This window comes from Paraburkholderia phymatum STM815 (assembly GCF_000020045.1).
Classification (GTDB): Bacteria; Pseudomonadota; Gammaproteobacteria; order Burkholderiales; family Burkholderiaceae; genus Paraburkholderia; species Paraburkholderia phymatum.
Genome location: NC_010622.1, coordinates 517471 through 543122, shown reverse-complemented (window position 1 = coordinate 543122; position 25652 = coordinate 517471). Strand labels below are relative to the sequence as shown.

The window sequence follows — 25652 nt, the reverse complement described above, 5'->3', positions numbered from 1 at the left end:
GATTACGCGCCCGATGCAGCGGAGGCCGCGGCCGCGCCGCTGGCTGCCTGCGCGCCGCTTGCGGCGGGCGCGCCCGGCGCAGCCGCCGCGCTCGCGTCCGATGCTGCGGCCGGCGGCGGCAGTTGGGCCGGCACGCCCTTCGCCTGCGCGCCCGGTTTGACCTTGTCGACGCCATTCACGATCACGCGATCGCCCACATTCAGGCCGCCTTCGACCACCCAGTACTGGCCGTAGGTCGACGTGGCCTGCAGCGTGCGCAATTCGACCTTGCCGTCCTTGTTCAGTACGAGCGCCGTCGGCTGGCCCTTCTGGTCGTGCGTGACGCCGATCTGCGGCACCAGCAGCGCGTTTTCGTTGACGCCTTCCTCAATGCGCGCGCGCACGAACATGCCCGGCAGCAGCACATGATCCTTGTTCGCGAAGATCGCGCGGATCGTCACTGAGCCCGTGGTCTGGTCGACGGTGACGTCGGTGAACTGCAGCTTGCCCTTCTCCGAATAGACGCGGCCGTCTTCGAGCACCAGCTCGACCTTCGCGGCGTTCGGGCCGTTGGTCTTCAGGCGGCCTGCCTGGATTGCGCGGCGCAGCTTCAGGCCCGAAAGGCTCGACTGCGTGACGTCCACGTAGACGGGATCGAGTTGCTGCACGGTCGACATCAGCGTCGCCTGGCTCGCCTGCACGTACGCGCCCGGCGTGACCTGCGATATCCCGACCTGGCCCGACACGGGCGACACGACGTCCGTATAGCCGAGGTTGATCTGCGCGGTGTCGACGGCGGCCTTGCCCGCTGCGACGTCGGCGGCCGCCTGGCCTTCGGCGGCCACGGCGTTGTCGTAGTCCTGCTTCGAGACGGCGTTCGCCGCGACCAGCACCTTGTAGCGGTTCGCCTGTGCGGTGGTCGACGCGAGATTCGCCTGCGCCTTGGCAAGCGATGCCTTCGCGCTGTTCAGCGTGGCGATGTACGGCGCCGGGTCGATCTTGTACAGACGCTGGCCGGCCTTGACCTGCGTGCCTTCCGTAAATTCCCGGCGCAGCACGATGCCGTCCACCCGCGCGCGCACTTGCGCAACGAGGAACGCACTGGTGCGGCCCGGCAGTTCGGTGACGACGGGCACGGCTTGCGGCTGGACCGTGACGACGCCGACTTCAGGAGTTTGAGGCGGAGGTGCTGATTGTTTTTGTCCGCACGCTGCCAGCATTACGGCAGCCGTCGCGGCAGTGAGTAAGCGGAATGGAACCCGTTCGACGCGCATGGAGCGACCTCTGTCAAAGACTGAGAAGGAAAAAGTGCGTGCATCTCTCTCCGGAGAAGGCTTGTGCACATTGGCATCTCAACGACGCCGTGACCGGACGCTCAAGAATGCTTTTCCTGCGGGTGCACCCATTGCGAAATGCGCCAAACCGGGAAATGCCGCACCGCGCCGCCCATTCTTTGAGACAGCGCAAAAGTGCATGAAAAGACAACAGTGACGGATATTAACCGTTCACTGCAACATGAGTCATCCGATCGATGGGGTGCTATTATATATACATTCACGAATGCACGTAAAAGTGCGTTCAACCCGAAAGAAGGCCTTCCCCCGAAAGATCCGCCACGCATTAACGTGCACGTGAAATGATCTTTATCAGGCGCGTTTAAAAACTTCAGGGGAAACCCGTATTCACCCCAGGTCACAAGAATGGTCCGTCGAACCAAGGAAGAAGCGCAGGAGACGCGCACCCGCATCCTCGATGCAGCCGAGCAGGTCTTCTCCGAGAAAGGGGTATCGCGTACGTCGCTGGCCGATATCGCGCAGACGGCGGGCGTCACGCGTGGCGCCATCTACTGGCACTTCGCAAACAAGGGCGAGCTCTTCACGGAAATGTTCGACCGCGTGCTGCTGCCGCTCGACGAACTGAAAGCGGCCTCCGTCGACCCGAACGAGGCGGATCCCCTCGGCCGCCTCATCGAGATCTGCACTGTCTGTCTGCGCGACACGGCGAACGATCCGCACCGCCGCCGCGTGTTCGACATCCTGTTTCACAAGTGCGAATTCGTCGAAGAAATGGGACCCGTGATGGCGCGCTACCAGAACACGATGCGCGAGGGCCTGACGAACATCCAGACGTGTATGCGCAACGCGATCTCCAAAGGGCAACTGCCCGCCGACATGAACGTGCCCGTGGCGGCGTCGATGGTCCACGCGTTCATCAGCGGATCATTGAAGGACATGCTGTTCGTGCCGGAAGTGCTGGACTTCGGCCGGCATGCGCGGCAGATGGTCGAGAGCATGATCGATGCACTGCGCAGCCCGGCGCTGCGCATGGGCGCTTGAGCGCACTGCCTCTGCATTGATCGAGCGAGGCTCGCCCGGACAGCTGATGCGCTGTGCGGGCGCCGGCGTACCCGACACCCTTCCAGCTTCACTTACGCGGCAGACTTCGCGCGCGCCTTCCGGTTCGACGCATAGATCGAGCCGCGTTCCAGCTGCCCGCCCGACTCCACGGCCTCCACCCATTGCTGCGTGCTCGCCACCGCCGCGAAGCGCGATTGCAGCACGACGCTGTACACGCGATGAATTTCTTCGGCGCTGGCAAAGCCCGCGCTGTTCTCATAGGGCACCGAACCCGTCGCGTCGTGCAGGAATTCGACGGCAAGACCCATGTGCAATGCGTGAACGATCGTCGACGCGTCGCAGTTATGCGTCATGTAGCCGACCACCGTCAGGGTGCCGATCTCATGCGCCGCAAGCCAGCCGGCCAGATCGGTGTTCGTGAACGCGCTCGGCAGATCTTTCTCGACATAGTGATCGTGTTGGCGCGAGGCGACCACGGCATGCAGCTGCGCGCCTTCGCTGCCGCGCGCGAAGACCGGCGAACCGGCCGGCGCGAAGTTCTGCACGACGACGACGGGAATCCGCGCGGCGCGCGCCGTATCGATTGCCCGGCCGATGTTCGACAGCGACGTCTGCACGTCGGGGTATTCGATCAGCAGGTCGCCTGTGACGTACTCGTTCTGCACATCGATGACGATCAGGGCGCGGCGTGGCGTGGGCATGGCAACTCTCCTTGATGATTGAAACGGGCGGCTGATGGTGCAGCCGGGATGTGCGCATTGTTCGCCGTCAGCCCGTCGCACGACAGTGACCCACATGACAATTTTCGCTAGGATCGGGCCATTCGCTATTTCGAACGGGAGGCCGCGATGGCCCGCGCTGCTGCGACGTCCGCCTTGAACCCGAGCCAATCGCCGGAATCCGATGCCCGTGCGCGACATGACGCCGGAAGCCGCGCCGCACCAAAGCAGGCACACGTTGTCGCGGCCATCGCCTTCGACGGCATCAGCCCGTTCCATCTCTCGGTGCCTTGCGTCGTCTTCGGCGAGGATCGCAGCGACGGCGGCGTGCTCGGCTTCGAATTCCGCGTCTGCTCGATCGAAGCCGGCCCACTGTCGACAACCGCGGGTTTCTCGATCGCCGCGCCGCACGGTCTCGACGCACTCGCCGACGCCGACACGATCATCGTGCCCACCTGGCGCGATCCCGACGAAGCCCCGCCCGCCGGACTACTTGACGCGCTGCGCACGGCGCACGCACGCGGCGCGCAACTCGTCGGACTGTGCCTCGGCGCCTACGTGCTTGCAGCCGCGGGTCTGCTCGACGGACGCCCGGCGACGACGCACTGGGCGTGGGCCGCCGACTTCGCCAGGCGCTTTCCGAAGGTGAAGGTCGATCCGCAAGTGCTGTATGTCGATGACGGCGACATCCTCACTTCCGCGGGCACGGCGGCGGGCCTCGATTGCTGCCTGCATGTGGTGCGCAAGCTGTGCGGCGCGCAGAGCGCGAACTACATCGCTCGGCGGCTGGTGATACCGCCGCATCGCCAGGGCGGCCAGGCGCAGTACGTGCAGCAGCCCATGCCGCCCCAGACGCGCGGCAACCGCCTGTCCGCGCTGCTCGACTGGGTGAACGGCACGCTCGACGCGCCGCACACGCTCGATTCGCTCGCCGCTCGCGCCGCGATGAGCCGCCGCACGTTCACGCGGCATTTCAAGGCGGCGACGGGCACGACCGTAAGCGCATGGCTTCTGACGCAACGCCTTGCGCGCGCGCAGCAACTGCTCGAAGGCACGGACGAGCCGATCGAGTCGATTGCGGGCATGGCGGGATTCGGTTCGACGGCATCGCTGCGGCAGCATTTCGCTGGCGCGTTCAGGACGTCGCCGTCCGCGTGGCGGCGGGAGTTTCGCGGCATGTGATGCGCGACACGGCACGCGACGACGCCAGCGCGACGACAGCAGCGCGCGCTGAAGGCCTCCGGGCTCGCGCCCGGCCCGACGGTTCTGTCAGCCCTGCGTGAAGTAGCGCGCGACGTAGAGCAGCAACGCGACAAAGAAGATCATCACCGCCCATGCCCAGTTTGGCAGCACGTGCGGATCGTGCTCGTGATGCAGGCCGTGCAGCAGCGAGTGCGCGGCGCGGCCCGTCAGCGTGCCGCCGTACTGCTGCTCGTGCAGCCGGGCACGGCGCGCAACCCCGCTCAGGCTGATCGGCCGCAGAAATACGTGCTGGCGCCGCCCCTGCATACCCGTCGCGCGGTTGGGGCCTTTGCCGTGCTTCGCCTGAACGACGGCGCAGAACTCGGTGAAGAAGTCGTCGGCGAGTTCGTGCAGTGCGTTTTCGATCTGGCGCGCGGGCAGTTGCGCAAGCGGTCCCGTCGAGGTCGCCCACACCGAATAGTCGATGCGGGTGCTCGGACCGCGGCCCGGCAGATGAAGATGATCGTCGGTGCGCAGGGATACGTCGATTTGCCCGCGCAGCGAGCCGACGCCCTCCGCGCGCGCCTTGAAGTTCAGCGTGCGATGCGGCTTCGCGCTCAGCGCGCCGTCCTCGCTCGCGACGTGCGCGCGTATGTGATAGTGCGCGCGCAGCGGCCCGAGCGGCACCGTCATCGTCAGCAGATATTCGCCACCCTGGAGCCGACGCAACGACTCGCAATTGTCGAGACTCGCGCGCAGCAGCGCGAGATCCTGCAACGCGTCCCACACTTCGGACGGCGCCAGCGGCACTCTCAATGCGTCGTTCAATTCCATGACAGCCTCCCCGATGAACGCGCGACGGCGGGATCAGGACGTCTGATCGATGCGGTCGACACGCGATGCGCTAAACGCAACATACCCAGCTATCTGCTTCACTCGCTCCAAAGGGTTTTCGTAGCTCCAGACGACGTTCTCGATCGTCTCGTCTTCCGTATGCAGATGGAAGTACGACGCTTCGCCCTTGAACGGACAATGCGACGTATGCGCCGATCGGATGAGCCGCGCCATGTTCACGTCGGCACGGGGGAAATAAACCACGTCGGCACAACCGGTTTCGCTCAGGGTGAGTGCTGTGTGCGTATCCGCAAAGGTCACGCCCTGATGAATTACGCGCACCCGATGCTGGTTAGCCGCAATGGTAATCGTATGGCTCGCATCTTCGCTTCCGCTGTGCGCTGGCGCACCGCCGCCGTGTCTGGCGTGGCTGCTGTCCGAGTTGTCGGCGCTTGCGCCGGATGGGGCATCGTTCATGTCGTCCGCTCCGCTGCTGGCACGTGCGTGCACGCTCCGATTGGCCGCCCGGCCGATTTGTCAGCCAGGCATTCGTGGCACGCGCCGCTTCGTTGTGATTGTGCGATGCGCGTCTCCCTCGGTCACCCGGCGTCGGCTTCGAATGCGAAAGCCACGGAGCGTGTCCGTGGCTTCATTATTGACCAAACGCGCCGCGCCTGCGCGCCCTTCGTAGCACATCGGGTCTCTACGGATTGCCGCGCGGTTCTCGACGGATTGCCACGGCGGGCCGCGGCCGCTCTCCCTGAAACACACACCGTCCGCCAGTTGCCGTGCGCGTCTGTTGCCCTTCGCCGACGCAGGCCCGCGCCTGTCGTTTCTCGCCCGCTCACGATGTGATCGGGACGCCGGGCCGGCTCACTGGGTACCCCAATAGAAGGCAGCCTTTGCCGTGCCCTTCGCCGGAATGGTGACGGGCTTCGACTGCTCATTGTCCTTGTAGGCGGCGTGCACGGTGTAGCGGCCGGGGCGCAGCCTCACAAGCATGTACGGCCCGCGCGACGTGGTATCGAGCACGCTGCCGCCGTGCGCGTCGACGATCTTGACCTTGACGTCAGCGAGGTAGTCGGAACCGGGCCCCGTGAAGCGCAGCGACAACGGCCACTGGCTTTGCGCGGCAAGCAGCGCCTTCGACTCGTCGAGACCGACGCCGCCCGAGGTGTATGACACGTCGCCCTGTTGCTGCACTTGCGGCAGGCCGCCGCCGTTGGCGTTGCCTGCGCTGGTACTGTCGGTGGTTGTCCCGCCCGTGACCTCGCTGGCCTGCTGCGCCAGCGCGCCGCCTGCCAAACCGAGCGTGAGAACGGTCGCTGCCGCAACCGAGACGGCGCGGGCGACGGTACGACGATGAATCATTGCATGGCTCCTTCCAGGTCGAACCCAAGCGGTCCTGATCGACTTGCACACGCAATCTGTATGCCCGTGGCGTACGCATTGCGTGGCGGCGGGGAGCGCCGCCTAATTCGGACCTGTACGAAGAATGGCGGCTCGCTCGAACACGCAGCGAACCGCCACTTTTTCCATGACCGGCAGCTTTTACCGTCCCGCGCCTGCCGACGCCATCCGCTGCTCGCGCCAGGTCAGTCCGGGTTCAATGTCAGCCCAGATCGACGGGCACGAAGATCTGCGAGTTGTCGCGCTGGATCAGGAGCGCGATGCTGTTACCTGCTCCAGATACCGCCTGCTTCAGCTGATCGACGCTCGACACCGCGCGTCCGTTGACGGCCAGAATCACGTCCCCGGGCTGGATACCCGCGCTCGCCGCCGCGCCGCTCGCGTCCTGCACCAACAGACCGTGCGACACAGACGCGCCGCTCTTCTCCTGCGGCGTCAGCGGACGCACGGCGACGCCGAGGCGGCCTTGCATCTGCGCGGGACCACCGTCGTCGTTCGCGGCCGCTTTCACGTCGGACAACGAGCCGATCGTCACTTTCATATCTTTCGTCGACTTGTCGCGCCACACCTGCACGTCGACTTGCTTGCCCGGCCTGATGCCCGCGATCTGCGAAGGCAGCGCCGCCGAATCCACCACGTCGACGCCATCCACCGACAGGATCACGTCGCCGGGCTGCAGGCCTGCTTTCGCCGCCGGGCCGCCCGGATCGACGGAGCTGACCAGCGCGCCTTGCGGCTTCTTCATGCCGAATGAATCCGCGAGCGTCTGGTTCACACTCTGCACCGCGACGCCGAGACGGCCGCGGCTCACGTGGCCGGTCTTTACGAGATCGTCCTTGACCTTGATCGCCTCATTGATCGGGATAGCGAACGAAAGGCCCTGGAAGCCGCCCGTCTGCGAATAGATCATCGAATTGATGCCGATCACTTCGCCTTGCAGATTGAACAGCGGGCCGCCCGAGTTACCCGGATTCACGGGCACGTCCGTCTGGATGAACGGCGTGTAGTTCTCGTCCGGCAGCGAGCGCGACTTCGCGCTGATGATGCCCGACGTCACCGTGTTGTCGAAGCCGTAGGGCGAGCCGATCGCGACGACCCACTGGCCGACCTTGCTCTGGCGCGGATCGCCGATCTTCACGGTCGGCAGATCCTTCGCGTCGATCTTCAGGACTGCGACATCCGACTGCTTGTCGGCGCCGACCACTTTCGCCCTGTACTCGCGCTTGTCGGTGAGTTTCACGGTGACGACGTTCGCACCGTCGACGACGTGCGCATTGGTCAGCACATAACCATCGCTGCTGATAATGAAGCCGGAGCCGAGGCTCGCGCTCGGACGGTCGCCGCCGTCGTCACCGCCGCCATTGGGGCCACCCGGCATCTGGCCAAAAAAGTGGCGGTAGAACTGATAAAACGGATCGCTCGGGTCGATGGGCAACTGGCCGCTGTTGTTGCCGCCGCGCATCGCCGTCTGCTTGACGACGTGCTTCGCGCTGATGTTGACGACAGCGGGACCATAAGTTTCGACGAGACCCGAGAAATCGGGGATACCCGTTTTGGCCGCGGCTTCGGCGGGCATCATCGCGGCCACGGCCGGGGTGATCACCGCGGGCGCCGGGACATTGCGGTGGCCGGCCACATAACCCGCCGACAAAGCGATGACGACGGCCGCCGCGACGGCGCTACGGGTCAGCATATTTGCTTTCATCGTGTACTCCTGATTGGGAGAGTTGACTCTTCGATGAATCGAAGCGTACGTGGCGTCTCTTAAATCAGTCTTAAACAACGCAGCCGCGATGAAAGCCTTGCTGGATGGGGGATTCAGAAGCGCACGCTGACCAGCAAACCGCCCGATGCGGAGTCGTCGAGCGCGACGCTCGCGTGATGCTGGAGCGCGATGCGGCGCACGATCGCGAGGCCGAGACCGCTGCCCGACACGTCGGTGCGCGCGCGGTTCGCACCCGCGCCGACGCGGTAGAAGCGATCGAACACGCGGCTGCGTTCGTCAGGCGGAATGCCGGGGCCGCTGTCGCCAATCTCGACGACGGGTCTGCCATTGTCGACACGCAGACACACGTCGACACGCCCGCCTTCCGGCGTGTACTTGGTCGCGTTGTCGATCAGATTGTTGAGCATCACACGCAGCGCTTCCATGTCCCCTGCAACGGTCGCGGGCTCGCTCGCCTCGATGCCGAGATCGACGCCGCGCTTCTGCGCGAGCGGCAGATGCGCGGTCACGCAGTCGTGCACGAGCGCGTCGAGGTCGACTGTGCCCGTCGCCGCGTGTCCGTCCGGTTCGGAACGCGCGAGCGCGAGCAGCTGTTCGGCGAGACGCGTCGCGCGCGTGACGCCCGCCTGCAGATCGCGCAACGCTTCGCTGCGCTCGGCTTCGTCTTGCGCGCGCGCCACCAGTTGCGACTGGATCTGCACGGCGGCAAGCGGCGTGCGCAGTTCGTGCGCGGCGTCGGCGACAAAAGCCTTCTGGGTATCGAGCGCGACCGAGAGGCGTTCGAGCAGACCGTTCAACGCCCGCACGAGCGGCTGTACTTCGAGCGGCAGACGCGAGTCGGGCAGCGGATCGAGCGCTTCGGGATGACGCGTGTCGAGCGCACCCGTCACGCGCCGCAGCGGCTCGAGCCCGCGTCCGACCACGCCCCACACGGCCACGCCCAGCAGCGGCAGCAGCACGATCAGCGGCCATAGCGTGCGCAGCGCGACGTTCGCGGCGAGCCGGTTGCGCACCGACAGCGGCTGCGCGAGCTGAACGACGTTGTCGCCGACGATCGCGCCATACACGCGCCAGTCGCCGCGCTCCGTGCGCTCCGTCGAGAAGCCGAGTTCGGCGCGCGGCGCGAGCGGCGCGCGCGGATGCGAGTAGTACATCAGAACGCCGTTGCGATTCCAGATCTGCAGCACGATGCCTTCGTCGCCCGTGTCGCGCGAGCTAAGCACCTGCGAGAACGGCTCGGCGGGCAGTGCGGCGGCGATTTCCTGCAACTGGTAATCGAACAGTTCGTTGGCTTCGGCGAGCGCCTGGCGGTAGATCAGCCAGCCCGCGATGCCGACGCCGAGCAACACGATGGCGAGCAGCCAGAAAAGCAGTTGACGGCGAATCGAACGCATCGTGTCAGGCTTCCTTCGCGATCATGTAACCGAGACCGCGCACGTTGCGGATCAATTCCGCGCCAAGCTTCTTGCGAAGCGCGTGAATATAGACTTCGACGGTATTGCTGCCGATCTCCTCGCCCCAGCCGTACATCTTTTCTTCGAGCTGACTCTTCGACAGCACAGCGCCCGGCCGCGCGAGCAATGCGGCGAGCAGCGCGAACTCGCGGGCGGACAGTGCGACGGGCGCGCCGTCGAGCGTCACCTGGTGCGAAGCGGGATCGAGCGTGAGATTGCCGTGGCGAATGGTCGATTCGCTGCGCCCCGACTGACGGCGGATCAGCGCGCGCATCCGCGCGCCGAGTTCGTCGAGATCGAACGGTTTGACGAGGTAATCGTCGGCGCCCGCGTCGAGTCCTTTTACACGATCCGCGACGGCGTCGCGCGCGGTCACGATCAGCACGGGCAACTGATGACCGCGCGTGCGCAGCGTGCGCAGCACGTCGAGGCCGTCGCGCTTCGGCAGACCGAGATCGAGCAGCACGAGATCGTACGGCTGACCGTCTGCCGCGTTCAACGCGGACTCGCCGTCCTGCACCCAGTCGACCGCGAAGCCTTCGCCGCGCAGCGCCTTGCGCACGCCTTCGGCAATCATCCGGTCGTCTTCAACGAGAAGTATGCGCATCGCTATCTAGCCGTTCCGGCCGTGTGTTTCAGATGCCAGCATTCTAGCGCCCGAGCCCTCGTTCGATCTTTCATACATGCCCGCTGCATATGAGGCGCGCATGACACCGCGTATCGCGCGACGCGCACGAAACCGTGCGATCATTTTTTTCGCGACGTCATCGCAACTCTCTACAATGAGCGCTTTTGCGCGGCGCGGCCAGCTTCGTCGCCAGACATTCACGGCCACGCTTACGCTTGCATAGGCCTTTCCACGCAGACCGTATCACGCTGCCGTGACTGTGCGCGGCGCGCCGTCCGACGACGCGCCACCCGCCACGCGCCGCAATTTCGCCGATTTTCCGCACATGCCGCTCGCCTTCGTTTCATTTGTTTCGTCGTTTGCCCGCTCTCTCGGACGCCGTTTCGTGCCGCCGTCGCGGAGGCCTCGCGCCGTGTCGCGCGCTGCCGCCGTGTTGTTTGCGTGCGCCGCGCTCGCTGTCGCCGCGCCCGCCGAGGCGCGCAAGAAAGCGCAGCGACCGGCCGTCAACGTCAGCACCGTGTTGCCGCCCGCCGTGATGGCAGGGCTGCAGCACGCGCATGTGCCGCTGTCGTCCATTAGCGTGGTGGTCGAAAAGGTCGGCGACCGTACACCCGTGCTAGCACTCAATGCCGGCAAACCGATGATGCCCGCGTCGACGATGAAGCTCGTCACCACCTTTTCCGGCCTGTCGATGCTCGGCCCGGATTACCGCTGGAAAACGACGGCCTACGCGCAAGGCAATATCGACGGCAGCGGCGTGCTGCACGGCAATCTTTACATTCAGGGCACGGGCGATCCGAAGCTCGTACCGGAAGAGCTGATCGATCTGGTGCAGAAGATCCACAAGGCGGGCATCACGGGCATCGACGGCGCGCTCGTGCTCGACAAGCGCTTCTTCGATCCGTCGACCCGCGACCTGCCTGCCTTCGACGACGACGCAAACGCGCCGTACAACGTCGGTCCCGATCCGCTGCTGTACGCGTTCAAGTCGCTGTCGTTCAGGATGTCGCCGTCCGACGACGGCAAGGTTCAGATCGACGTGCTGCCCGCGCTCGCACAACTGCAGATCGACAACGAATTGCACGCGACGCGCGGCCCGTGCCGCGGCGAGCTCGTCACGCCCGCCGTCACGCCTGCCGCAAACGGCGTGGTCAATGCGTCGTTCATCGGCGACTATCCGCTGCACTGTGGCGAGCGCACGGTCAACGTGGCCGTGCTGGATCACACGGCGTTCTTCGCGGGCGGCTTCCTCGCGCTGTGGCAGCAGACGGGCGGCACGTTCAACGGCACGACGCGCGAAGGTCCCGTGCCTATCGACGCGAAGCTCGTAGCCACGCATCAGGGGCCGATGCTGTCGGACATCGTTCACGACATCAACAAGTTCAGCAACAACACGATGGCGCGCAATCTGTTCCTGACGATCGGCGCCGTGATCAACCGGCCGCCCGCGACGCCAGCGAAGTCGGCGGATGCAATCGAATCGTTCCTGCACCGCAGCGCGCTGCCAATGGAATACCTGAGCCTCGACAATGGCTCGGGCTTGTCGCGCGACGAGCACATCACCGCGCTCGCGCTCGCCGACCTGCTGCAAAGCGCGAACGCGAGCCCCGTTGCGCAGGTATTCGTCGATTCGCTGCCCGTGGTCGGCGTGGACGGCACGATGCGCAACCGGCTGACGTCGCAGCCGGTGAACGGCAATGCGCACATCAAGACGGGCACGCTGCGCGACGTGCGCGCGATCGCAGGCTATGTCGCGTCCGCCGATGGACAAAGCTATGTCGTCGTGAGCCTGATCAACGATCCGCATGCGGAGGCCGCGCGCGCCGCGCACGACGAACTGCTGGAATGGGTCTATCAGGGTCCGTCCGTCATGCTCGCGAGCACGGCCAACGCGCAAGCCGCCGATGCCGCGCAAGAGCCCGGCCGCAAAATCCGGAAAAACCCTCAGCGCCGCGGCGCGCACTGAGGAATCCTTCTATTGAAGCGGTGCGCCGTGCGCCGCTCCACGTTGTACGCTGTCGTGCAGGATCAAACAACGCGCAGACAACATGCATGATGGCGCGAGCAACAAGCGCCATCGGTAGAACAGCGCCGCATTCAAACAATAAAGACAATGCCGGTTTCCCTCGCGGAGACCGCAGGGACCCTCGGAGGGAGACATCAATGCAATTCGATACCGAATTGCTTCTGCGCGGCATGGCGCCCATCTTTCTCGCGTGCATTGGCTGGGAAGCGTGGCACGCGGGGCGCACACATCCCAAAGCGCACGGGTACAGCTGGCGTGACACCGCGTGCAACACCGCTCTCGCGCTGATGCACCAGGGCGCCGACAAGCTCGCGTGGCTGTTCGTGATTCCCGTCTATGCGAATTGCTCCACGCACTACCGGCTGTTCGACTGGCGTGCGGGCTGGCTTTCGTTTGTCGTGCTGTTCGTCGCGCAAGATCTGCTCTATGACATGTTCCACCGCTGCCGCCCTCGCGTGCGCTGGTTGTGGGGCCGCGCATGTCGTGCATCGCTCGCCGGAGCGCATGAACTTCTCGCATGAGGCCGTCGGGCGCGGCGAACACAACAGCGACGCAACCGCTTGGAAGGCGCGCAACGCAGTCCGAAACAAAACAGGTAGCAAACCAGAAGCAGGCAGGGAAGGCGTGCAGGTTGCCGCCCGATCCACTCGACGGGCGCGACCTGCAAGAAATGGCGCACGAGATAGATCGCTCGAAGCCAGTACATACGAGGAGATACGGACTTTATGAAGCAGGCATCAAACAGCACTGGCGTCGTGCATGTCGTGCGTGCGGCGCGGATCGCCGTCGCATGCGCGGCATTTGCGACGCTCGTCGCTTGCGGCGGGGGCAGCAGCAACAACAGCAGTACCAGCGCGAGCACCTCGCCGGCGGGTGGGGTCAAGCTACAGGTGGTGTCGTTCGGGGACAGCCTGTCGGACGTCGGCACATATTCGCCCGTGATCACCGCGAGCTTCGGCGGCGGGCGCTTCACGACGAACCCCGGCGAAGTGTGGACACAGAAGATCGCCGAGTACTACGGCGACACCCTGACGCCGGCTTACGTCGGCGGCTTCGGCAAGGCGCTCGCGGCGAACGGCGGCATGGGCTACGCGCAGGGCGGCTCCGATGTATCGCGCACCGACGGCAACGGCTACGCACCCAACAACATGGCGGCAACGACGTGGCCAGTGACCAGGCAGGTCCAGCAGTATCTGACCGATCACGGCAGCTTCAATTCGAACCAGCTCGTGCTGATCAACGGCGGCGCCAACGACATCCTGCAAAACCTGTCCGCGATGCTGACGTCGATCCAGACGCAGGTCGCTCAACTCACCGACCCGACGCAGGCGCCCCTCGTCGTCCAGTCCGTTGCGTTGAGCACGGTCGGACCGATGGCACAGACGCTCGCGGCGCAGATCGGCACGATCCTGGCAAGCGGCGCGACCCACGTCGTCGTGATGGATGTGCCCGATATCGGCAAGACGCCGCTCGCCACAAGCCTTGCAACACAGCTCAAATCGACGCAGATTCCGGCGCTGATCTCGGGGATCGTCGCCACATATAACGGCGTGCTGCAGAAGGCGCTGGCCACAGGCGGCCTGACGAGCAAGGTGATTTACGTGTCGACCAGCGACTGGCTTACCCCGCTGCTCGCCAATCCGGCTGCGCAAGGCTTCAGCAATACGACGGGCACGGCCTGCAACATCACGCAGATGGCCACGAATGCGACGGCTTACGCGACGGCGAATCCGTCGGTGCTGACGGGCGGCATGACGGCGGCGCAGTACGGCCAGCAATTCGCGTCGTCGCTGTTCTGCTCGCCGAACACGCTGACGGTCGCGGGCGCGGATCAGTCGTATGTGTTCGCCGACACGATCCACCCGACGACACACGCACACGCCGCATTCGCGACACTCGTCGAAGGCAAGATCGCGGCGACGGGTCTCGGCAAGTAAGCGAATTACCTGCTTCCTGCGATGCAAAAGAGCCCGGCTCTCGCGAGCCGGGCTCTTTGTTTTTGGAAGGTTCGTTCCACTACGACCGCGTCACGCTTCATTCGCCTCGAACGCCGCCGCTGCACGTCCCAGTCTGTCGTTGACGGCAATCCATTCGATGGTGTCGGGCAGCTTCTCGATCAGGATGCGCGACACATTCGCTCTATCCAGCGCGCGCAGCAAACCATAGAGATCGCGCGCATACAGATGCGGATCTTCCGGCGCGGCGACGAAATGCACGCCCTGCGCTTCCGCCCACCGCCCGGCGCGCGACGCACGCGCGACCAGCGCCACGCGCTCGCCGGGAGCGCGCGCGGCCAGCAGCGGCTCGAGCACGTCGAAAGGCAGCAACGCGAGCGGTGTGCGCGGCGCATAGTGCGCCTTCAGCGTGCCGGATGCGCGCGGTGCGCTCGCATCCGAACCATCGGGCAAACGCGGCATTTCGCCGAGCACGTCGGCGATGTCTTGCGGCGTGACATGCCCCGGCCGCAACAGCGCCGGGAACCCACGCGACAGATCGACGATAGTCGACTCGATCCCCACGTCCGACGGCCCGCCGTCGAGCACGTGGATTGCATCGCCGAACTCCTCGCGCACGTGTTGCGCCGTGGTCGGGCTGACGTGGCCGAAGCGGTTCGCCGACGGTGCCGCCACGCCGCCATGTCCGTTGCGCAACGCGCTGAACGCCGTCAGCAGCGACTGCGCAACAGGATGCGACGGACAACGCAATCCAACGGAATCCTGGCCACCGCTCACTGCTGCCGGAATATGCGCGGCACGTTTGAGAATGAGCGTAAGCGGACCCGGCCAGAACGCGTCGATCAGGCGCTGTGCATCGGAGGGCAACTGCGCGACCCAATAGTTCGGATCACCGTTCGGCGCCAGATGGACGATCACAGGGTGATTCGACGGCCTTCCCTTAGCGGCATATATACGCGCGATGGCATCGGGACTTTCGGCATCGCCGCCGAGTCCGTACACGGTCTCTGTAGGAAACGCGACGAGTTGGCCCGCATCGAGCATCGCCGCTGCATGCGCGATCTCGTCGGCGCCGACGCTCGACGCCACGTCGCCAGGTTTCGTTTGATCCGGCATCGGGGCTCGTGCTCAGTTCGTCGGAATATGCAGCAGTCGCGCGCAATCGCGCGCCGCGGAACGCGCATGCTCGAGCGTCGCGGCCGTGAAGTTCACGTGCCCCATCTTGCGACCGGGCCGCGCTTCTTCCTTGCCGTACAGATGCAGACGCGCTTCCGGCATCGCGGCGACTTCGTGCCACGGCGGCGTGACGGCGGCCGTCGGCTTGTCGCCCTTCGCGTTAGCCGGGAACCACACGTCGCCCAGGATGTTCAGCATCACGGCGGGCGAATGCTGACGCGTATCGCCGAGCGGCATGCCCGTCATCGCCCGCACCTGCTGTTCGAACTGGCTCGTCGCGCAGGCGTCGACCGTGTAGTGGCCGGAGTTGTGCGGACGCGGCGCCATTTCGTTCGCGACCAGCGTGCCGTCTTCGAGAATGAAGAACTCGACGCACAGCACGCCGACATAGCCGAGCTTGTCCGCGATCTGCAGCGCGGCCTGCTGGGCCTGCTCGACGAGCGTCGCATTCGCATCGGGCGCGGGCACGATGGTATGCGACAGCACGCCGTGGCGATGCGTGTTCTGCGCAAGCGGATAGACGGCCGAGCATCCCGTCGCGCCACGCGCGATCAGCGCCGACACTTCGAACTTCAGCGGCAGACGCTTTTCGAGCACGCATGGGACCCCGCCCAGCGACGCATACGCTGCGCGCGCTTCGGCGGCGTTGCCCACGCGCACCTGGCCCTTGCCGTCGTAGCCCATGCGCGCCGTTTTCAGAATGCCGGGCAGCACGGCTTCGAGCGAGACGTCATCCAGCGCGGCCAGCGCACTCGACGATTCAATCACGACATGCGGCGCAACGGGTACGCCCGACGACGCGATGAAGCGCTTCTCCGCAATACGGTCCTGCGCGACGGCGACACAGCGCCCCGCGGGACTTACGAACGTCGTGCGCGCGAGGAAATCGAGGCTCGCGGACGGGACGTTTTCGAACTCGGTCGACACCGCTGCGCACAGGCGCGCAAGTTCGGTGAGAGCCGCTTCGTCGTCGTAGGCGGCACGCAAATGGCGATCCGCGACAGCGCCCGCCGGACTGGTCTCGTCCGGATCGAGCACGGCAACGCGATAGCCCATCGCCTGCGCGGCGAAGCAGAACATGCGGCCCAGCTGGCCGCCACCGACCATGCCGAGCCATGCGCCGGGCATAATCGGTGAAACGGGAGTGTTGTCTGGATTCATCTTGGTGGTCGGTCGCGGCCGACGTGAGAGTCGGCCGGGTGAAACATCGAACGGCGAAGCGGAACCGCCAGCTTTTACAGTGGCGGCAGCGTCATCGCGTGAGCGGCCTGGTTCTGGCGCACACGGAACGCGGCGAGCTTCTCCGCATATTCCGCCGACGTGCCGGAGAGCAGCGACACCGCAAACAGCGCCGCATTCGCCGCGCCCGCTTCGCCGATCGCGAACGTCGCGACGGGCACGCCCTTCGGCATCTGAACGATCGAATGCAGCGAATCGACGCCCTTCAGGTACTTGCTTGCGACGGGCACACCTAGCACGGGCACCGTCGTCTTCGCGGCAAGCATGCCAGGCAGATGCGCCGCGCCGCCCGCGCCCGCGATGATCGCGCGGATGCCGCGCTCGCGCGCACTTTCAGCATAGGCGAACATCTCGTCCGGCATACGGTGCGCGGACACAACCTTCGCTTCGTACGGCACGCCGAATTCCTGCAGGATCGCGACCGCGTTCTTCATCACTTCCCAGTCGGAGCTGGAACCCATCAGCACGCCAACGACGGGCGCGCTGTGCGCGTGTGCTTCACTCATGTTGTCTTTCCGTGTACGTGGCGCTCAGTCGAGCTTCTGTCCCGTGAGGCGTTCGAGCGCTTCCTGATACTTTTCGGCCGTCTTCGTGACGACTTCGTCGGGCAGCTTCGGTGCGGGCGGCTCTTTCTTCCACGGCTGCGTTTCAAGCCAGTCGCGCACGAACTGCTTGTCGAAGGACGGCGGATTGGTGCCGACCTGATACTGATCCGCCGGCCAGAAGCGCGACGAGTCTGCCGTCAGCGCTTCGTCCATCAGATACAGCTTGCCGTTCTGGTCCAGACCGAATTCGAACTTCGTGTCGGCGATGATGATGCCGCGGGTTGCCGCGTAATCGGCCGCTTCCTTGTACAGACGGATGGAGATGTCGCGGATCGTTGCCGACAGCTCGGTGCCGATGCGGCGTTCCATCTCTTCATACGTGATGTTTTCGTCGTGGTGGCCCATCTCGGCCTTGGCTGCCGGCGTGAAGATCGGCTCGGGCAGCTTCTGCGCGTTTTGCAGACCCTCGGGCAGTTGCACGCCGCATACGGCGCCCGTGGCCTGATAGTCCTTCCAGCCGCTCCCGGCCAGATAACCGCGCACCACGGCTTCGACGAGAATCGGCTCGAGGCGCTTGACGACCACGGCGCGGCCTTTCACCTGCTCGGCTTCGTCAGGCGCGACGACCGTTTCGGGCGCGACGCCCGTCAAGTGGTTCGGCACGACGTGCTTGAGCTTGTCGAACCAGAAGTTCGCCATCTGGTTCAGCACGCGACCCTTGTCCGGAATCGGCTCGCCCATGATGACGTCGAAGGCGGACAGACGGTCCGTCGTGACGATCAGCAACTGGTCGTTGCCCACCGCGTAGTTGTCGCGGACCTTGCCGCGGCCGAGCAGCGGCAGCGAGCGGAGCGTGGATTCGTAGAGGGTAGACATCGTCGTGATTCGCAAAAATGGGGCTGAAAAACCGCCCGGAACAAAAGGGAAACGCCGTTCCCCGGATCATGCGGGAACGGCGATCTGACGACAACCTGGCCGGATGGCCAGGTGCGTGCGCAACAACTGCTTAGCGAACGACCTGCGCGAGCTCGCCCGCCTTGTACTTCTCAGCGATCTTGTCCAGCGAGACCGGCTTGATCTTCGACGCCTGGCCTTCGCAACCGAACGCCAGATAACGATCCACGCAGACCTTCTTCGCGGCTTCGCGAGCCGGCTTCAGGTAGTCGCGCGGATCGAACTTCGACGGATTTTCCGCCAGGTAGCGGCGAATCGCGCCCGTGATGGCAAGACGCAGATCGGTGTCGATGTTGATCTTGCGCACGCCATGCTTGATGCCGATCTGGATTTCCTCGACGGGCACGCCGTAGGTTTCCTTCATGTCGCCGCCGAATTCGCGGATTTCAGCGAGCAGTTCCTGCGGCACCGATGACGAGCCGTGCATCACCAGGTGCGTGTTCGGAATACGCTCGTGAATCTCGCGGATACGCTGGATCGACAGGATATCGCCCGTCGGCTTCTTCGAGAATTTGTACGCGCCATGCGACGTGCCGATTGCAATGGCGAGTGCGTCGCACTGCGTGAGCTTCACGAAGTCCGCTGCCTGTTCGACGTCGGTCAGCAGCTGCTCGCGCGTCATCGTGCCTTCCGCGCCGTGGCCGTCTTCCTTGTCGCCCTTCATCGTTTCCAGCGAACCGAGCACACCCAGTTCCGCTTCAACCGTCACGCCGATCGAATGCGCCGCCTCGACGACCTTGCGCGACACATCGACGTTGTACTCGTACGACGCCACCGTCTTGCCGTCGGCTTCCAGCGAGCCGTCCATCATTACGCTCGTGAAGCCGCTGCGGATCGCGGCCATGCAGACTGCCGGCGACTGGCCGTGGTCCTGGTGCATCACGACGGGAATGTGCGGATAGGACTCGATAGCCGCTTCGATCAGATGGCGCAGGAACGGCTCGCCCGCATACTTACGCGCGCCTGCCGAAGCCTGCATGATCACGGGCGCATTGACCTGATCCGCCGCCGCCATGATGGCCTGCACCTGCTCCAGGTTGTTCACGTTGAATGCCGGAAGGCCATAACCGTTTTCGGCGGCATGGTCCAGCAGTTGACGCATTGATACGAGAGGCATTGATTACTCCATAGATTGAAACGAAATCTGTGCCGACGGCATCTTTTTGTGCAATTTCGTGCAATTTTATCGTGAAGCAGACCGTGTCCCGCGCGCATGCTCCCAAACTGCGTGCGCCGCCTCTCTTTCAGGGACACGGCTGACTGCCTCACGCGTGCCGTTCGGCTGTGCCGTTCTTGACTCAACGTAACGGCTTGCTACCACTCGCTCTCGCGGCGGCTGACAGTTGGCTCGGCTGGCTCAGCCTGCTCGCGTCAGACGGGTTCGCCGACGCGCACGATCTTCAGCGTGTTCGTACCCCCCGCCTGGCCCATCGGCTCGCCGACCGTGAGCACGACCATGTCGCCGCGCGCCGCATAGCCCTTGCCCACCACCACTTCGAGCGCCTGCGCCAGCGCGATGTCGCGATCGCTGCTGGTATCCAGATGCAGCGGAGTGACATTGCGGTAGATCGCCATCGCGCGCTCGCTGCCCGTGCGGGGCGTGAGCGCGAAGATGGGCACGTGCGTCCAGTGACGCGACATCCACAGCGCCGTCGAGCCCGATTCCGTCAACGCGACGATCGCCTTCGCACCGAGGTGATACGCGGTGAAGAGCGCGCCCATCGCGATCGACTGGTCGATGCGCGTGAACGTGCGGTCGAGGAAATCCTTGTCCAGCTCGACGTGCTCGGACTTTTCGGCTTCGACGCAGATGGCAGCCATCGTCTCGATGGTCTGCACCGGGTACTTGCCCGCCGCCGATTCCGCCGACAGCATCACTGCATCCGTGCCGTCCAGCACCGCGTTTGCGACGTCCGACACTTCCGCACGGGTCGGCACGGGCGCGTGGATCATCGACTCCATCATCTGCGTGGCCGTGATCACGAACTTGTTCATGTCGCGCGCCATCTTGATCATGCGCTTTTGCAGCGCAGGCACGGCCGCGTTGCCGACTTCGACGGCGAGATCGCCACGCGCGACCATGATGCCGTCCGATGCCTCGAGAATGCCTTGCAGCGCCGGAATTGCTTCGGCGCGCTCGATCTTCGCGATCATCTTCGGCTTGATGCCGTATGGCGCGCCCGCGATATTCGCGAGCTGGCGCGCCATCTCCATGTCGGTCGCATTCTTCGGGAACGACACGGCCACATAATCCGCACCCAGCGACATCGCCGTGCGGATATCTTCCATGTCCTTCGCGGTCAGCGCCGGCGCCGTCAGGCCGCCGCCCTGGCGGTTGATGCCCTTGTTGTTCGACAGGTCGCCGCCGATCTTCACGACGGTGTGGATTTCGTTGCCAATCACGCGGGACACGGTCAGCACGATCAGGCCGTCGTTCAGAAGCAGCGTGTCGCCTGCTCGCAGGTCGCGCGGCAGATCCTTGTAATCGAGGCCGACGCGGTCGTCGTTGCCGAGTTCGCAGTCGGCGTCGAGGATGAAGGTGTTGCCGGCGATCAGCGTGGTCTTGCCGTTTTCGAACTTGCCGACACGGATTTTCGGGCCTTGCAGATCGGCCATGATGCCGACCTCGCGGCCTGCCTGCCGGGCCGCTTCACGTACGAACTCCGCGCGTTGACGATGGTCGTCGGCGGTGCCGTGCGAGAAGTTGAGACGCACCACGTCGGCGCCCGCCTGAATCATCTGCAGCAGGATGTCCTGCGTGCTGGAAGCGGGTCCGATGGTTGCGACAATCTTGGTGGCGCGATGCATGAGTCTCCTCGTCTGGATGGGATCGCTGGGATGAACGTTGGGAGTCGGATGCGGAGGCTGCGCAACGACAGGTGCTACATGGGGTGGTGCGCCGTTCGTTCCCTTCGAACCTTGAAGGCCCGGCGTCGAATCGTGGGGAGCTGCTGTGATCGTCGATGCTTGCGCCCGGGTCGGCCCGGCCGCAAGCAAGGATCGGTCGGCATCGGTGTGCGAGGCGAGAGACACCGTTGCGGTTGAAGCGGCCGCTTCTGCCGCGCCTTCTGCGTGAGGCGCGCGGTCGATGACGGCCAGTTCGGAATTCTGCTGCTTGTCGGCAACCGCTGCCGTCTGTGCCACTGGCGCATTGCCGGAAATTTGCGAGGCCGCCTGTGCCGCGGCCCCGGATTGCAGCGCCTGTGCGGAGCGCGCTGCGCGCCCCCCTGTCGCTGCCGTGCGCGACGCGTTGCGCGTCTTCTGAGGCTTGTTGGGGGAGCGCGTCGCCATTATCAGGCCCGCGATTCCAGCACGGCGACTGCGGGCAGCTTCTTGCCCTCGAGGAACTCGAGGAATGCGCCGCCGCCCGTCGAGATATAGCTCACCTTGTCGTGGATGCCGTATTTGGCGATGGCCGCCAGCGTGTCGCCGCCGCCTGCGATCGAGTACGCCGACGACCTGGCGATGGCTTCGGCGAGCGTCTTCGTGCCGTTGCCGAACTGGTCGAACTCGAACACGCCGACGGGGCCGTTCCAGACCACCGTGCCTGCCTTTTCGAGCTGGCCAGCGAGCGCTTTCGCCGTTTCCGGTCCGATGTCGAGGATCATGTCGTCGTCTTCGATGTCGGCGACCTGCTTGACGGTGGCTTGCGCCGTTGCCGAGAATTCTTTGGCCGTCACGACGTCCGACGGGATCGGCACGGATGCGCCGCGCGCCTTGGCTGCCTCGATGATCGCCTTCGCTTCATCGACGAGATCCGCTTCGACCAGCGACTTGCCGATCTTCAGGCCCGCCGCCAACATGAACGTGTTCGCGATCCCCCCGCCGACGATCAACTGATCGACCTTATCGGCGAGCGACTTCAGAATGGTCAGCTTGGTCGACACCTTCGAACCCGCGACGATCGCCACGAGCGGGCGCTTCGGCGCGCCGAGCGCCTTGCCGAGCGCCTCCAGTTCAGCCGCGAGAAGCGGACCCGCGCATGCGACGCTCGCGTACTTCGCAATGCCGTGCGTGGTCGCTTCGGCGCGGTGCGCGGTGCCGAACGCGTCGTTCACGTACACGTCGCAGAGCTTCGCCATTTTTTGCGCGAGCTCGTCGGAATCCTTCTTTTCGCCCTTGTTCACGCGGCAGTTTTCGAGCAGCACCACCTGGCCCGGCGCGACGTTCACGCCGTTCTCGACCCAGTTCTGCACGAGCGGTACGTCGCGGCCGAGCAGTTCGGCGAGGCGCTTCGCGACAGGCGCGAGCGAATCTTCAGGCTTGAAGTCGCCTTCCGTCGGTCGACCCAGGTGCGACGTGACCATGACGGCCGCGCCCGCGTCCAGCGCGGACTTGATGGCGGGCACGGAAGCGCGTATGCGGGTGTCTTCGGTGATGTTGCCTGCGTCGTCCTGCGGCACATTCAGGTCGGCGCGGATGAAGACGCGTTTGCCGGATAGCTTGCCTTCGGCGATCAGATCGGAGAGACGCAATACATTGTTCATGATTCGTATGCGAGTTGATTGGAAGGCGGTGCGGACGCTGCGCGAACGGCCCCTCGCGAACGGTGCCGGCGGCTTCGCGCATGTTCCGGGAGACGGCTATTTTAACCGATCGACAGACCGATCTAGGTCGATCCGAGCGAATCCCGGTATTTGCCGGCGGTAGCGGGCCTTGCGCGATATTGCGGTGCAACATTCGCGTGCCTGCCGGCAAGCCCGGTCAGAAGAGCAGCCGCAGCGCCGTGAACACCAGCATTCCGACGACGATCGTGCCGAGCATCGTACGCCGCCACAGGAACCACGCGAGGCCCGCGAGCGTGCCATACAGTTCGTGGTTGGACAGCGCCAGCGACACGCCGCTGTCCGTCACCATCACGTCCGGCACCACGACGGCCGCAAGTGCCGCCGCGGGCGCGTAGCGCAACATCCGTTGCACGCGCTCGGGCAGCACCGTGCGCTCCCCCCCGATCAGAAACAGCGCGCGTGTCAGCGCTGTGACAAACGTCATGCCGATGATCGCGAGCCAGATTTGCAGTGTGCTCATTGCGTGTCCCCCGGGCTTCGCGTGCTGTTGCGAATGCGGCGCAGGTCGGCGCGCTCGACCAGCGCGTCGGCCGCCGTGCCCGCCGCGATGGCCGTCACGACGGCGAGCGGCAGCGCGAGACGGTACGGCAGATCGAATGCGATCAGCGCGACGATGCCCGCAACGCTCACGGCCGCCAGCGTCGAGCGCGAGGATATGGCCGACACCATCACGGGGAGCAGCGCGAGCGTGCCCGCAAGCGAAAGGCCCCAGTTGTCCGGAAACAGGCTGGCGAGCAGGATGCCCATGATCGACGACACCTGCCACGACAGCCAGCTCGAAACGGCCATGCCCCAAAAGTACGCTTCCTTGCCGGGCACGTAGCCGTGCTGGAAGCTCTTCTTCTGGAACAGCAGATAGATGACGTCGCCGTTGAAGTAGCCGACCAGCAGACGCCGGTGCAGCGGCAGATAGGAGAAGTGAGGCGCAAGACCCACGCTGAAGATCACGAAGCGCGTATTCACCATCGCGGCCGTCAGCAGGATCGTCCAGATGGGCAGCTTGGCCAGCATCAGCGGCAGGACGGCCAATTGCGACGAGCCAGCGTAGACCAGCAGCGACATCGCGAGCGACTGCGGCACGGTCATCACCGACTTGCTCATGGCGATGCCCGTCACGAGGCCCCAGGAGAAGATCGCCATCAGCGTCGGCGAATAGGCGCGCGCACCATCACGGAAGGCACGGCGGTCGAGTTCGGACAAGCGAGCGAGCATGAGACGGATGCAGCGCGGCGCGACGAACGCCCCGATGACAGGAGGTCAGCGCCAGATCATGAAGCAGCCGCTGGCGCACGCGGCTTGTATTCAGCAACCGCCGGATTATAGCGTTCGGGGTGCCCGCGAATGCCCGTTGCTTGTGCAAATGACGCTAAAATATCGCTTTTCGCCGCATGGCGCGCCCGCATCTGTCGTCGTCGCGCCACGCGCCGATTACCGAATCCGACGCCACAGTCGGACGTCGCGAAGCGACGTCACGATCGCACGTCACGATCCGAACAACCCGCGAACCCGCACCGCCTGGAGAATCGTATGTCAATGGCCGACCGCGACGGCAAGATCTGGATGGATGGCAAGCTCATCGACTGGCGCGACGCCAGGATCCATGTCCTCACCCATACGCTGCACTACGGCATGGGCGTCTTCGAAGGCGTGCGAGCTTACAAGACAGCCGACGGCGGCACGTCGATCTTCCGCCTGAAGGAGCACACCAAGCGCCTCTTGAACTCGGCCAAAATCTTCCAGATGGACGTTCCGTTCGACCATGAAACGCTTGCCGCCGCGCAGCGCGAAGTCGTTCGCGAGAACAAGCTGGAGTCGTGCTACCTGCGTCCGATCATCTGGGTCGGCTCCGAAAAACTGGGCGTGTCCGCCAAGGGCAACACCATCCACGTCGCGATCGCCGCCTGGCCGTGGGGCGCGTATCTCGGCGAAGACGGCATCAAAAAGGGCATTCGCGTGAAGACGTCGTCGTTCACGCGTCACCACGTGAACGTGTCGATGGTCCGCGCGAAGGCGTCGGGCTGGTACGTCAACTCGATCCTCGCGAACCAGGAAGCCACGGCCGACGGCTACGACGAAGCGCTGCTGCTGGACGTGGACGGATACGTGTCGGAAGGCTCGGGCGAGAACTTCTTCCTCGTGAACAACGGCAAGCTGTACACGCCCGACCTGTCGTCGTGCCTCGACGGCATCACGCGCGACACCGTGATCACGCTGGCGAAGGACGCGGGCATCGAAGTGATCGAAAAGCGCATCACGCGCGACGAAGTCTATACGGCCGACGAAGCCTTCTTCACGGGTACGGCCGCGGAAGTCACGCCCATCCGCGAACTGGACAACCGTACGATCGGCTCGGGCACGCGCGGCCCGATCACGGAGAAGCTGCAATCGGGCTTCTTCGATATCGTGAACGGCAAGAGCGCGAAGTACGCGCACTGGCTGACGAAGATCTGAATTCCGCGGGCGCGGCATCGGCAAAATCAGGCCAGTCGCGCCCGTTCTCTGCATACAACGAGAAAGTCCCTATGAGCGAAATCAAGGAAATGCCGCTGGTCGAACTGTCGGCAAAAGATCTTCCTGCGTATTGCCCGAACCCGTCGATGCCGCGCTGGAGCAATCATCCGCGCGTCTTTATCGACGTGACGCACGGCGAAGCGCGCTGCCCCTACTGCAGCACGCGCTACAAGCTGCGCGACGGCGAAGTGATCAAGGGGCATTGAGCCGCTGCTTCGCTTTGTCTGATGCACAGGCTGCGACATTGCGCGTCGTAATGGTCAGCCAGCGGGAAGCTGAACTTTCCGCCGCGCGCGCCGATATAGCCTGGCTGTAGCTCACTATCCTCGACAACCCCGGCACCGTGCGCCTCGAGCGCGCGGCGCCTTATTTCGACATCGGAAACTCAC

General features: G+C 64.8%; 23 protein-coding genes and 1 pseudogene. 7 read left to right on the top strand and 17 right to left on the bottom strand.

Translation table 11 applies throughout. The features are described 5' to 3' along the window. Positions 1–2: 2 nt before the first annotated feature. Positions 3–1253: an efflux RND transporter periplasmic adaptor subunit gene (locus tag BPHY_RS02400; protein ID WP_012399895.1), complete on the bottom strand. Its 1251-nt coding sequence runs from the start codon at positions 1251–1253 to the stop codon at positions 3–5. 426 nt (positions 1254–1679) lie between these two features. Here BPHY_RS02400 and BPHY_RS02395 point away from each other — a divergent pair, with 426 nt between their 5' ends. Continuing rightward, positions 1680–2315, top strand: a complete 636-nt coding sequence (locus tag BPHY_RS02395) for a TetR family transcriptional regulator (RefSeq protein WP_012399894.1) — start codon at positions 1680–1682, stop codon at positions 2313–2315. A gap of 92 nt (positions 2316–2407) precedes the next feature. On the opposite strand, the gene BPHY_RS02390 is transcribed toward BPHY_RS02395, so the two are convergent. Then, complete coding sequence (locus tag BPHY_RS02390) at positions 2408–3037, bottom strand: cysteine hydrolase family protein (RefSeq protein WP_012399893.1); 630 nt, start codon at positions 3035–3037, stop codon at positions 2408–2410. Positions 3038–3184: 147 nt separating this feature from the next. On the opposite strand from BPHY_RS02390, the gene BPHY_RS02385 reads away from it, so the two are divergent. Beyond that, the gene (locus BPHY_RS02385; protein ID WP_012399892.1) at positions 3185–4237 is read left to right on the top strand and encodes a helix-turn-helix domain-containing protein; all 1053 of its coding nucleotides are present in this window, start codon (positions 3185–3187) and stop codon (positions 4235–4237) included. A gap of 87 nt (positions 4238–4324) precedes the next feature. Here the strand turns inward: BPHY_RS02385 and BPHY_RS02380 are convergent, their stop codons facing one another. From BPHY_RS02380 to BPHY_RS02355, 6 genes are all read right to left on the bottom strand, one after another. After that, on the bottom strand, positions 4325–5071 hold the full coding sequence (locus BPHY_RS02380) for a CoxG family protein (RefSeq protein ID WP_012399891.1): 747 nt from the start codon (positions 5069–5071) through the stop codon (positions 4325–4327). A 33-nt stretch (positions 5072–5104) separates the two neighbouring features. Next, a complete protein-coding gene (locus tag BPHY_RS02375; RefSeq protein WP_012399890.1) occupies positions 5105–5548 on the bottom strand; it encodes a DUF427 domain-containing protein in 444 nt (147 codons plus the stop codon). A 396-nt stretch (positions 5549–5944) separates the two neighbouring features. Then, entirely contained in the window at positions 5945–6442 is a 498-nt protein-coding gene (locus BPHY_RS02370; protein WP_012399889.1) for a hypothetical protein, read from the bottom strand. A 241-nt stretch (positions 6443–6683) separates the two neighbouring features. Further along, positions 6684–8186: a DegQ family serine endoprotease gene (locus tag BPHY_RS02365; RefSeq protein ID WP_012399888.1), complete on the bottom strand. Its 1503-nt coding sequence runs from the start codon at positions 8184–8186 to the stop codon at positions 6684–6686. A 113-nt stretch (positions 8187–8299) separates the two neighbouring features. Next, positions 8300–9601 carry an ATP-binding protein gene (locus BPHY_RS02360; protein WP_012399887.1) on the bottom strand — a complete coding sequence of 434 codons (1302 nt, stop codon included), beginning with the start codon at positions 9599–9601 and terminating at the stop codon, positions 8300–8302. Positions 9602–9605: 4 nt separating this feature from the next. Next, positions 9606–10268, bottom strand: coding sequence for a response regulator (locus tag BPHY_RS02355; protein WP_012399886.1), 663 nt, complete (start codon positions 10266–10268; stop codon positions 9606–9608). Positions 10269–10614: 346 nt separating this feature from the next. Between BPHY_RS02355 and dacB the strand changes: the two genes are divergently transcribed. The 3 genes and pseudogenes from dacB (at position 10615) to BPHY_RS02340 (ending at position 14252) form a co-directional block, all read left to right on the top strand. Beyond that, positions 10615–12255 (top strand): D-alanyl-D-alanine carboxypeptidase/D-alanyl-D-alanine endopeptidase, encoded by a 1641-nt coding sequence (gene dacB, locus BPHY_RS02350; RefSeq protein ID WP_041763675.1) that lies wholly within the window; start codon positions 10615–10617, stop codon positions 12253–12255. Between the two features lie 197 nt (positions 12256–12452). After that, positions 12453–12831: pseudogene (locus BPHY_RS02345) on the top strand (sterol desaturase family protein); the annotation flags it as partial. 209 nt (positions 12832–13040) lie between these two features. Beyond that, positions 13041–14252 carry an SGNH/GDSL hydrolase family protein gene (locus tag BPHY_RS02340; RefSeq protein WP_012399883.1) on the top strand — a complete coding sequence of 404 codons (1212 nt, stop codon included), beginning with the start codon at positions 13041–13043 and terminating at the stop codon, positions 14250–14252. 90 nt (positions 14253–14342) lie between these two features. On the opposite strand, the gene BPHY_RS02335 is transcribed toward BPHY_RS02340, so the two are convergent. From BPHY_RS02335 to BPHY_RS02295, 9 genes are all read right to left on the bottom strand, one after another. Then, positions 14343–15386, bottom strand: coding sequence for an L-threonylcarbamoyladenylate synthase (locus tag BPHY_RS02335; RefSeq protein ID WP_012399882.1), 1044 nt, complete (start codon positions 15384–15386; stop codon positions 14343–14345). Positions 15387–15398: 12 nt separating this feature from the next. Beyond that, complete coding sequence (locus BPHY_RS02330) at positions 15399–16607, bottom strand: 5-(carboxyamino)imidazole ribonucleotide synthase (protein ID WP_012399881.1); 1209 nt, start codon at positions 16605–16607, stop codon at positions 15399–15401. A 74-nt stretch (positions 16608–16681) separates the two neighbouring features. Beyond that, positions 16682–17191, bottom strand: a complete 510-nt coding sequence (gene purE / locus BPHY_RS02325; protein ID WP_012399880.1) for a 5-(carboxyamino)imidazole ribonucleotide mutase — start codon at positions 17189–17191, stop codon at positions 16682–16684. Positions 17192–17215: 24 nt separating this feature from the next. Beyond that, entirely contained in the window at positions 17216–18106 is an 891-nt protein-coding gene (locus BPHY_RS02320; protein ID WP_012399879.1) for a phosphoribosylaminoimidazolesuccinocarboxamide synthase, read from the bottom strand. A gap of 130 nt (positions 18107–18236) precedes the next feature. Next, the gene (fba, locus tag BPHY_RS02315) at positions 18237–19301 is read right to left on the bottom strand and encodes a class II fructose-bisphosphate aldolase (RefSeq protein WP_012399878.1); all 1065 of its coding nucleotides are present in this window, start codon (positions 19299–19301) and stop codon (positions 18237–18239) included. A gap of 254 nt (positions 19302–19555) precedes the next feature. Beyond that, positions 19556–20992 carry a pyruvate kinase gene (pyk, locus tag BPHY_RS02310; protein WP_012399877.1) on the bottom strand — a complete coding sequence of 479 codons (1437 nt, stop codon included), beginning with the start codon at positions 20990–20992 and terminating at the stop codon, positions 19556–19558. Between the two features lie 485 nt (positions 20993–21477). Further along, positions 21478–22671, bottom strand: a complete 1194-nt coding sequence (locus tag BPHY_RS02305; RefSeq protein WP_012399876.1) for a phosphoglycerate kinase — start codon at positions 22669–22671, stop codon at positions 21478–21480. Positions 22672–22888: 217 nt separating this feature from the next. Beyond that, a complete protein-coding gene (locus BPHY_RS02300) occupies positions 22889–23212 on the bottom strand; it encodes an AzlD domain-containing protein (RefSeq protein WP_012399875.1) in 324 nt (107 codons plus the stop codon). Next, entirely contained in the window at positions 23209–23964 is a 756-nt protein-coding gene (locus tag BPHY_RS02295) for an AzlC family ABC transporter permease (RefSeq protein ID WP_012399874.1), read from the bottom strand. The genes BPHY_RS02300 and BPHY_RS02295 overlap by 4 nt, the downstream gene beginning before the upstream one ends. Positions 23965–24279: 315 nt before the next feature. Between BPHY_RS02295 and BPHY_RS02290 the strand changes: the two genes are divergently transcribed. Continuing rightward, positions 24280–25203, top strand: coding sequence for a branched-chain amino acid transaminase (locus BPHY_RS02290; protein WP_012399873.1), 924 nt, complete (start codon positions 24280–24282; stop codon positions 25201–25203). Positions 25204–25274: 71 nt separating this feature from the next. After that, the gene (locus BPHY_RS02285) at positions 25275–25469 is read left to right on the top strand and encodes a zinc-finger domain-containing protein (RefSeq protein WP_007590092.1); all 195 of its coding nucleotides are present in this window, start codon (positions 25275–25277) and stop codon (positions 25467–25469) included. The last annotated feature ends 183 nt before the right edge of the window (positions 25470–25652 follow it).

Excerpts from the sequence above, each read along its gene's own strand:
- BPHY_RS02400 (WP_012399895.1), bottom strand. The coding sequence starts at position 1,253 with ATGCGCGTCGAACGGGTTCCATTCCGCTTACTCACTGCCGCGACGGCT.
- BPHY_RS02395 (WP_012399894.1), top strand. The coding sequence starts at position 1,680 with ATGGTCCGTCGAACCAAGGAAGAAGCGCAGGAGACGCGCACCCGCATC.
- BPHY_RS02390 (WP_012399893.1), bottom strand. The coding sequence starts at position 3,037 with ATGCCCACGCCACGCCGCGCCCTGATCGTCATCGATGTGCAGAACGAG.
- BPHY_RS02385 (WP_012399892.1), top strand. The coding sequence starts at position 3,185 with ATGGCCCGCGCTGCTGCGACGTCCGCCTTGAACCCGAGCCAATCGCCG.
- BPHY_RS02380 (WP_012399891.1), bottom strand. The coding sequence starts at position 5,071 with ATGGAATTGAACGACGCATTGAGAGTGCCGCTGGCGCCGTCCGAAGTG.
- BPHY_RS02375 (WP_012399890.1), bottom strand. The coding sequence starts at position 5,548 with ATGAACGATGCCCCATCCGGCGCAAGCGCCGACAACTCGGACAGCAGC.
- BPHY_RS02370 (WP_012399889.1), bottom strand. The coding sequence starts at position 6,442 with ATGATTCATCGTCGTACCGTCGCCCGCGCCGTCTCGGTTGCGGCAGCG.
- BPHY_RS02365 (WP_012399888.1), bottom strand. The coding sequence starts at position 8,186 with ATGAAAGCAAATATGCTGACCCGTAGCGCCGTCGCGGCGGCCGTCGTC.
- BPHY_RS02360 (WP_012399887.1), bottom strand. The coding sequence starts at position 9,601 with ATGCGTTCGATTCGCCGTCAACTGCTTTTCTGGCTGCTCGCCATCGTG.
- BPHY_RS02355 (WP_012399886.1), bottom strand. The coding sequence starts at position 10,268 with ATGCGCATACTTCTCGTTGAAGACGACCGGATGATTGCCGAAGGCGTG.
- dacB (WP_041763675.1), top strand. The coding sequence starts at position 10,615 with ATGCCGCTCGCCTTCGTTTCATTTGTTTCGTCGTTTGCCCGCTCTCTC.
- BPHY_RS02340 (WP_012399883.1), top strand. The coding sequence starts at position 13,041 with ATGAAGCAGGCATCAAACAGCACTGGCGTCGTGCATGTCGTGCGTGCG.
- BPHY_RS02335 (WP_012399882.1), bottom strand. The coding sequence starts at position 15,386 with ATGCCGGATCAAACGAAACCTGGCGACGTGGCGTCGAGCGTCGGCGCC.
- BPHY_RS02330 (WP_012399881.1), bottom strand. The coding sequence starts at position 16,607 with ATGAATCCAGACAACACTCCCGTTTCACCGATTATGCCCGGCGCATGG.
- purE (WP_012399880.1), bottom strand. The coding sequence starts at position 17,191 with ATGAGTGAAGCACACGCGCACAGCGCGCCCGTCGTTGGCGTGCTGATG.
- BPHY_RS02320 (WP_012399879.1), bottom strand. The coding sequence starts at position 18,106 with ATGTCTACCCTCTACGAATCCACGCTCCGCTCGCTGCCGCTGCTCGGC.
- fba (WP_012399878.1), bottom strand. The coding sequence starts at position 19,301 with ATGCCTCTCGTATCAATGCGTCAACTGCTGGACCATGCCGCCGAAAAC.
- pyk (WP_012399877.1), bottom strand. The coding sequence starts at position 20,992 with ATGCATCGCGCCACCAAGATTGTCGCAACCATCGGACCCGCTTCCAGC.
- BPHY_RS02305 (WP_012399876.1), bottom strand. The coding sequence starts at position 22,671 with ATGAACAATGTATTGCGTCTCTCCGATCTGATCGCCGAAGGCAAGCTA.
- BPHY_RS02300 (WP_012399875.1), bottom strand. The coding sequence starts at position 23,212 with ATGAGCACACTGCAAATCTGGCTCGCGATCATCGGCATGACGTTTGTC.
- BPHY_RS02295 (WP_012399874.1), bottom strand. The coding sequence starts at position 23,964 with ATGCTCGCTCGCTTGTCCGAACTCGACCGCCGTGCCTTCCGTGATGGT.
- BPHY_RS02290 (WP_012399873.1), top strand. The coding sequence starts at position 24,280 with ATGTCAATGGCCGACCGCGACGGCAAGATCTGGATGGATGGCAAGCTC.
- BPHY_RS02285 (WP_007590092.1), top strand. The coding sequence starts at position 25,275 with ATGAGCGAAATCAAGGAAATGCCGCTGGTCGAACTGTCGGCAAAAGAT.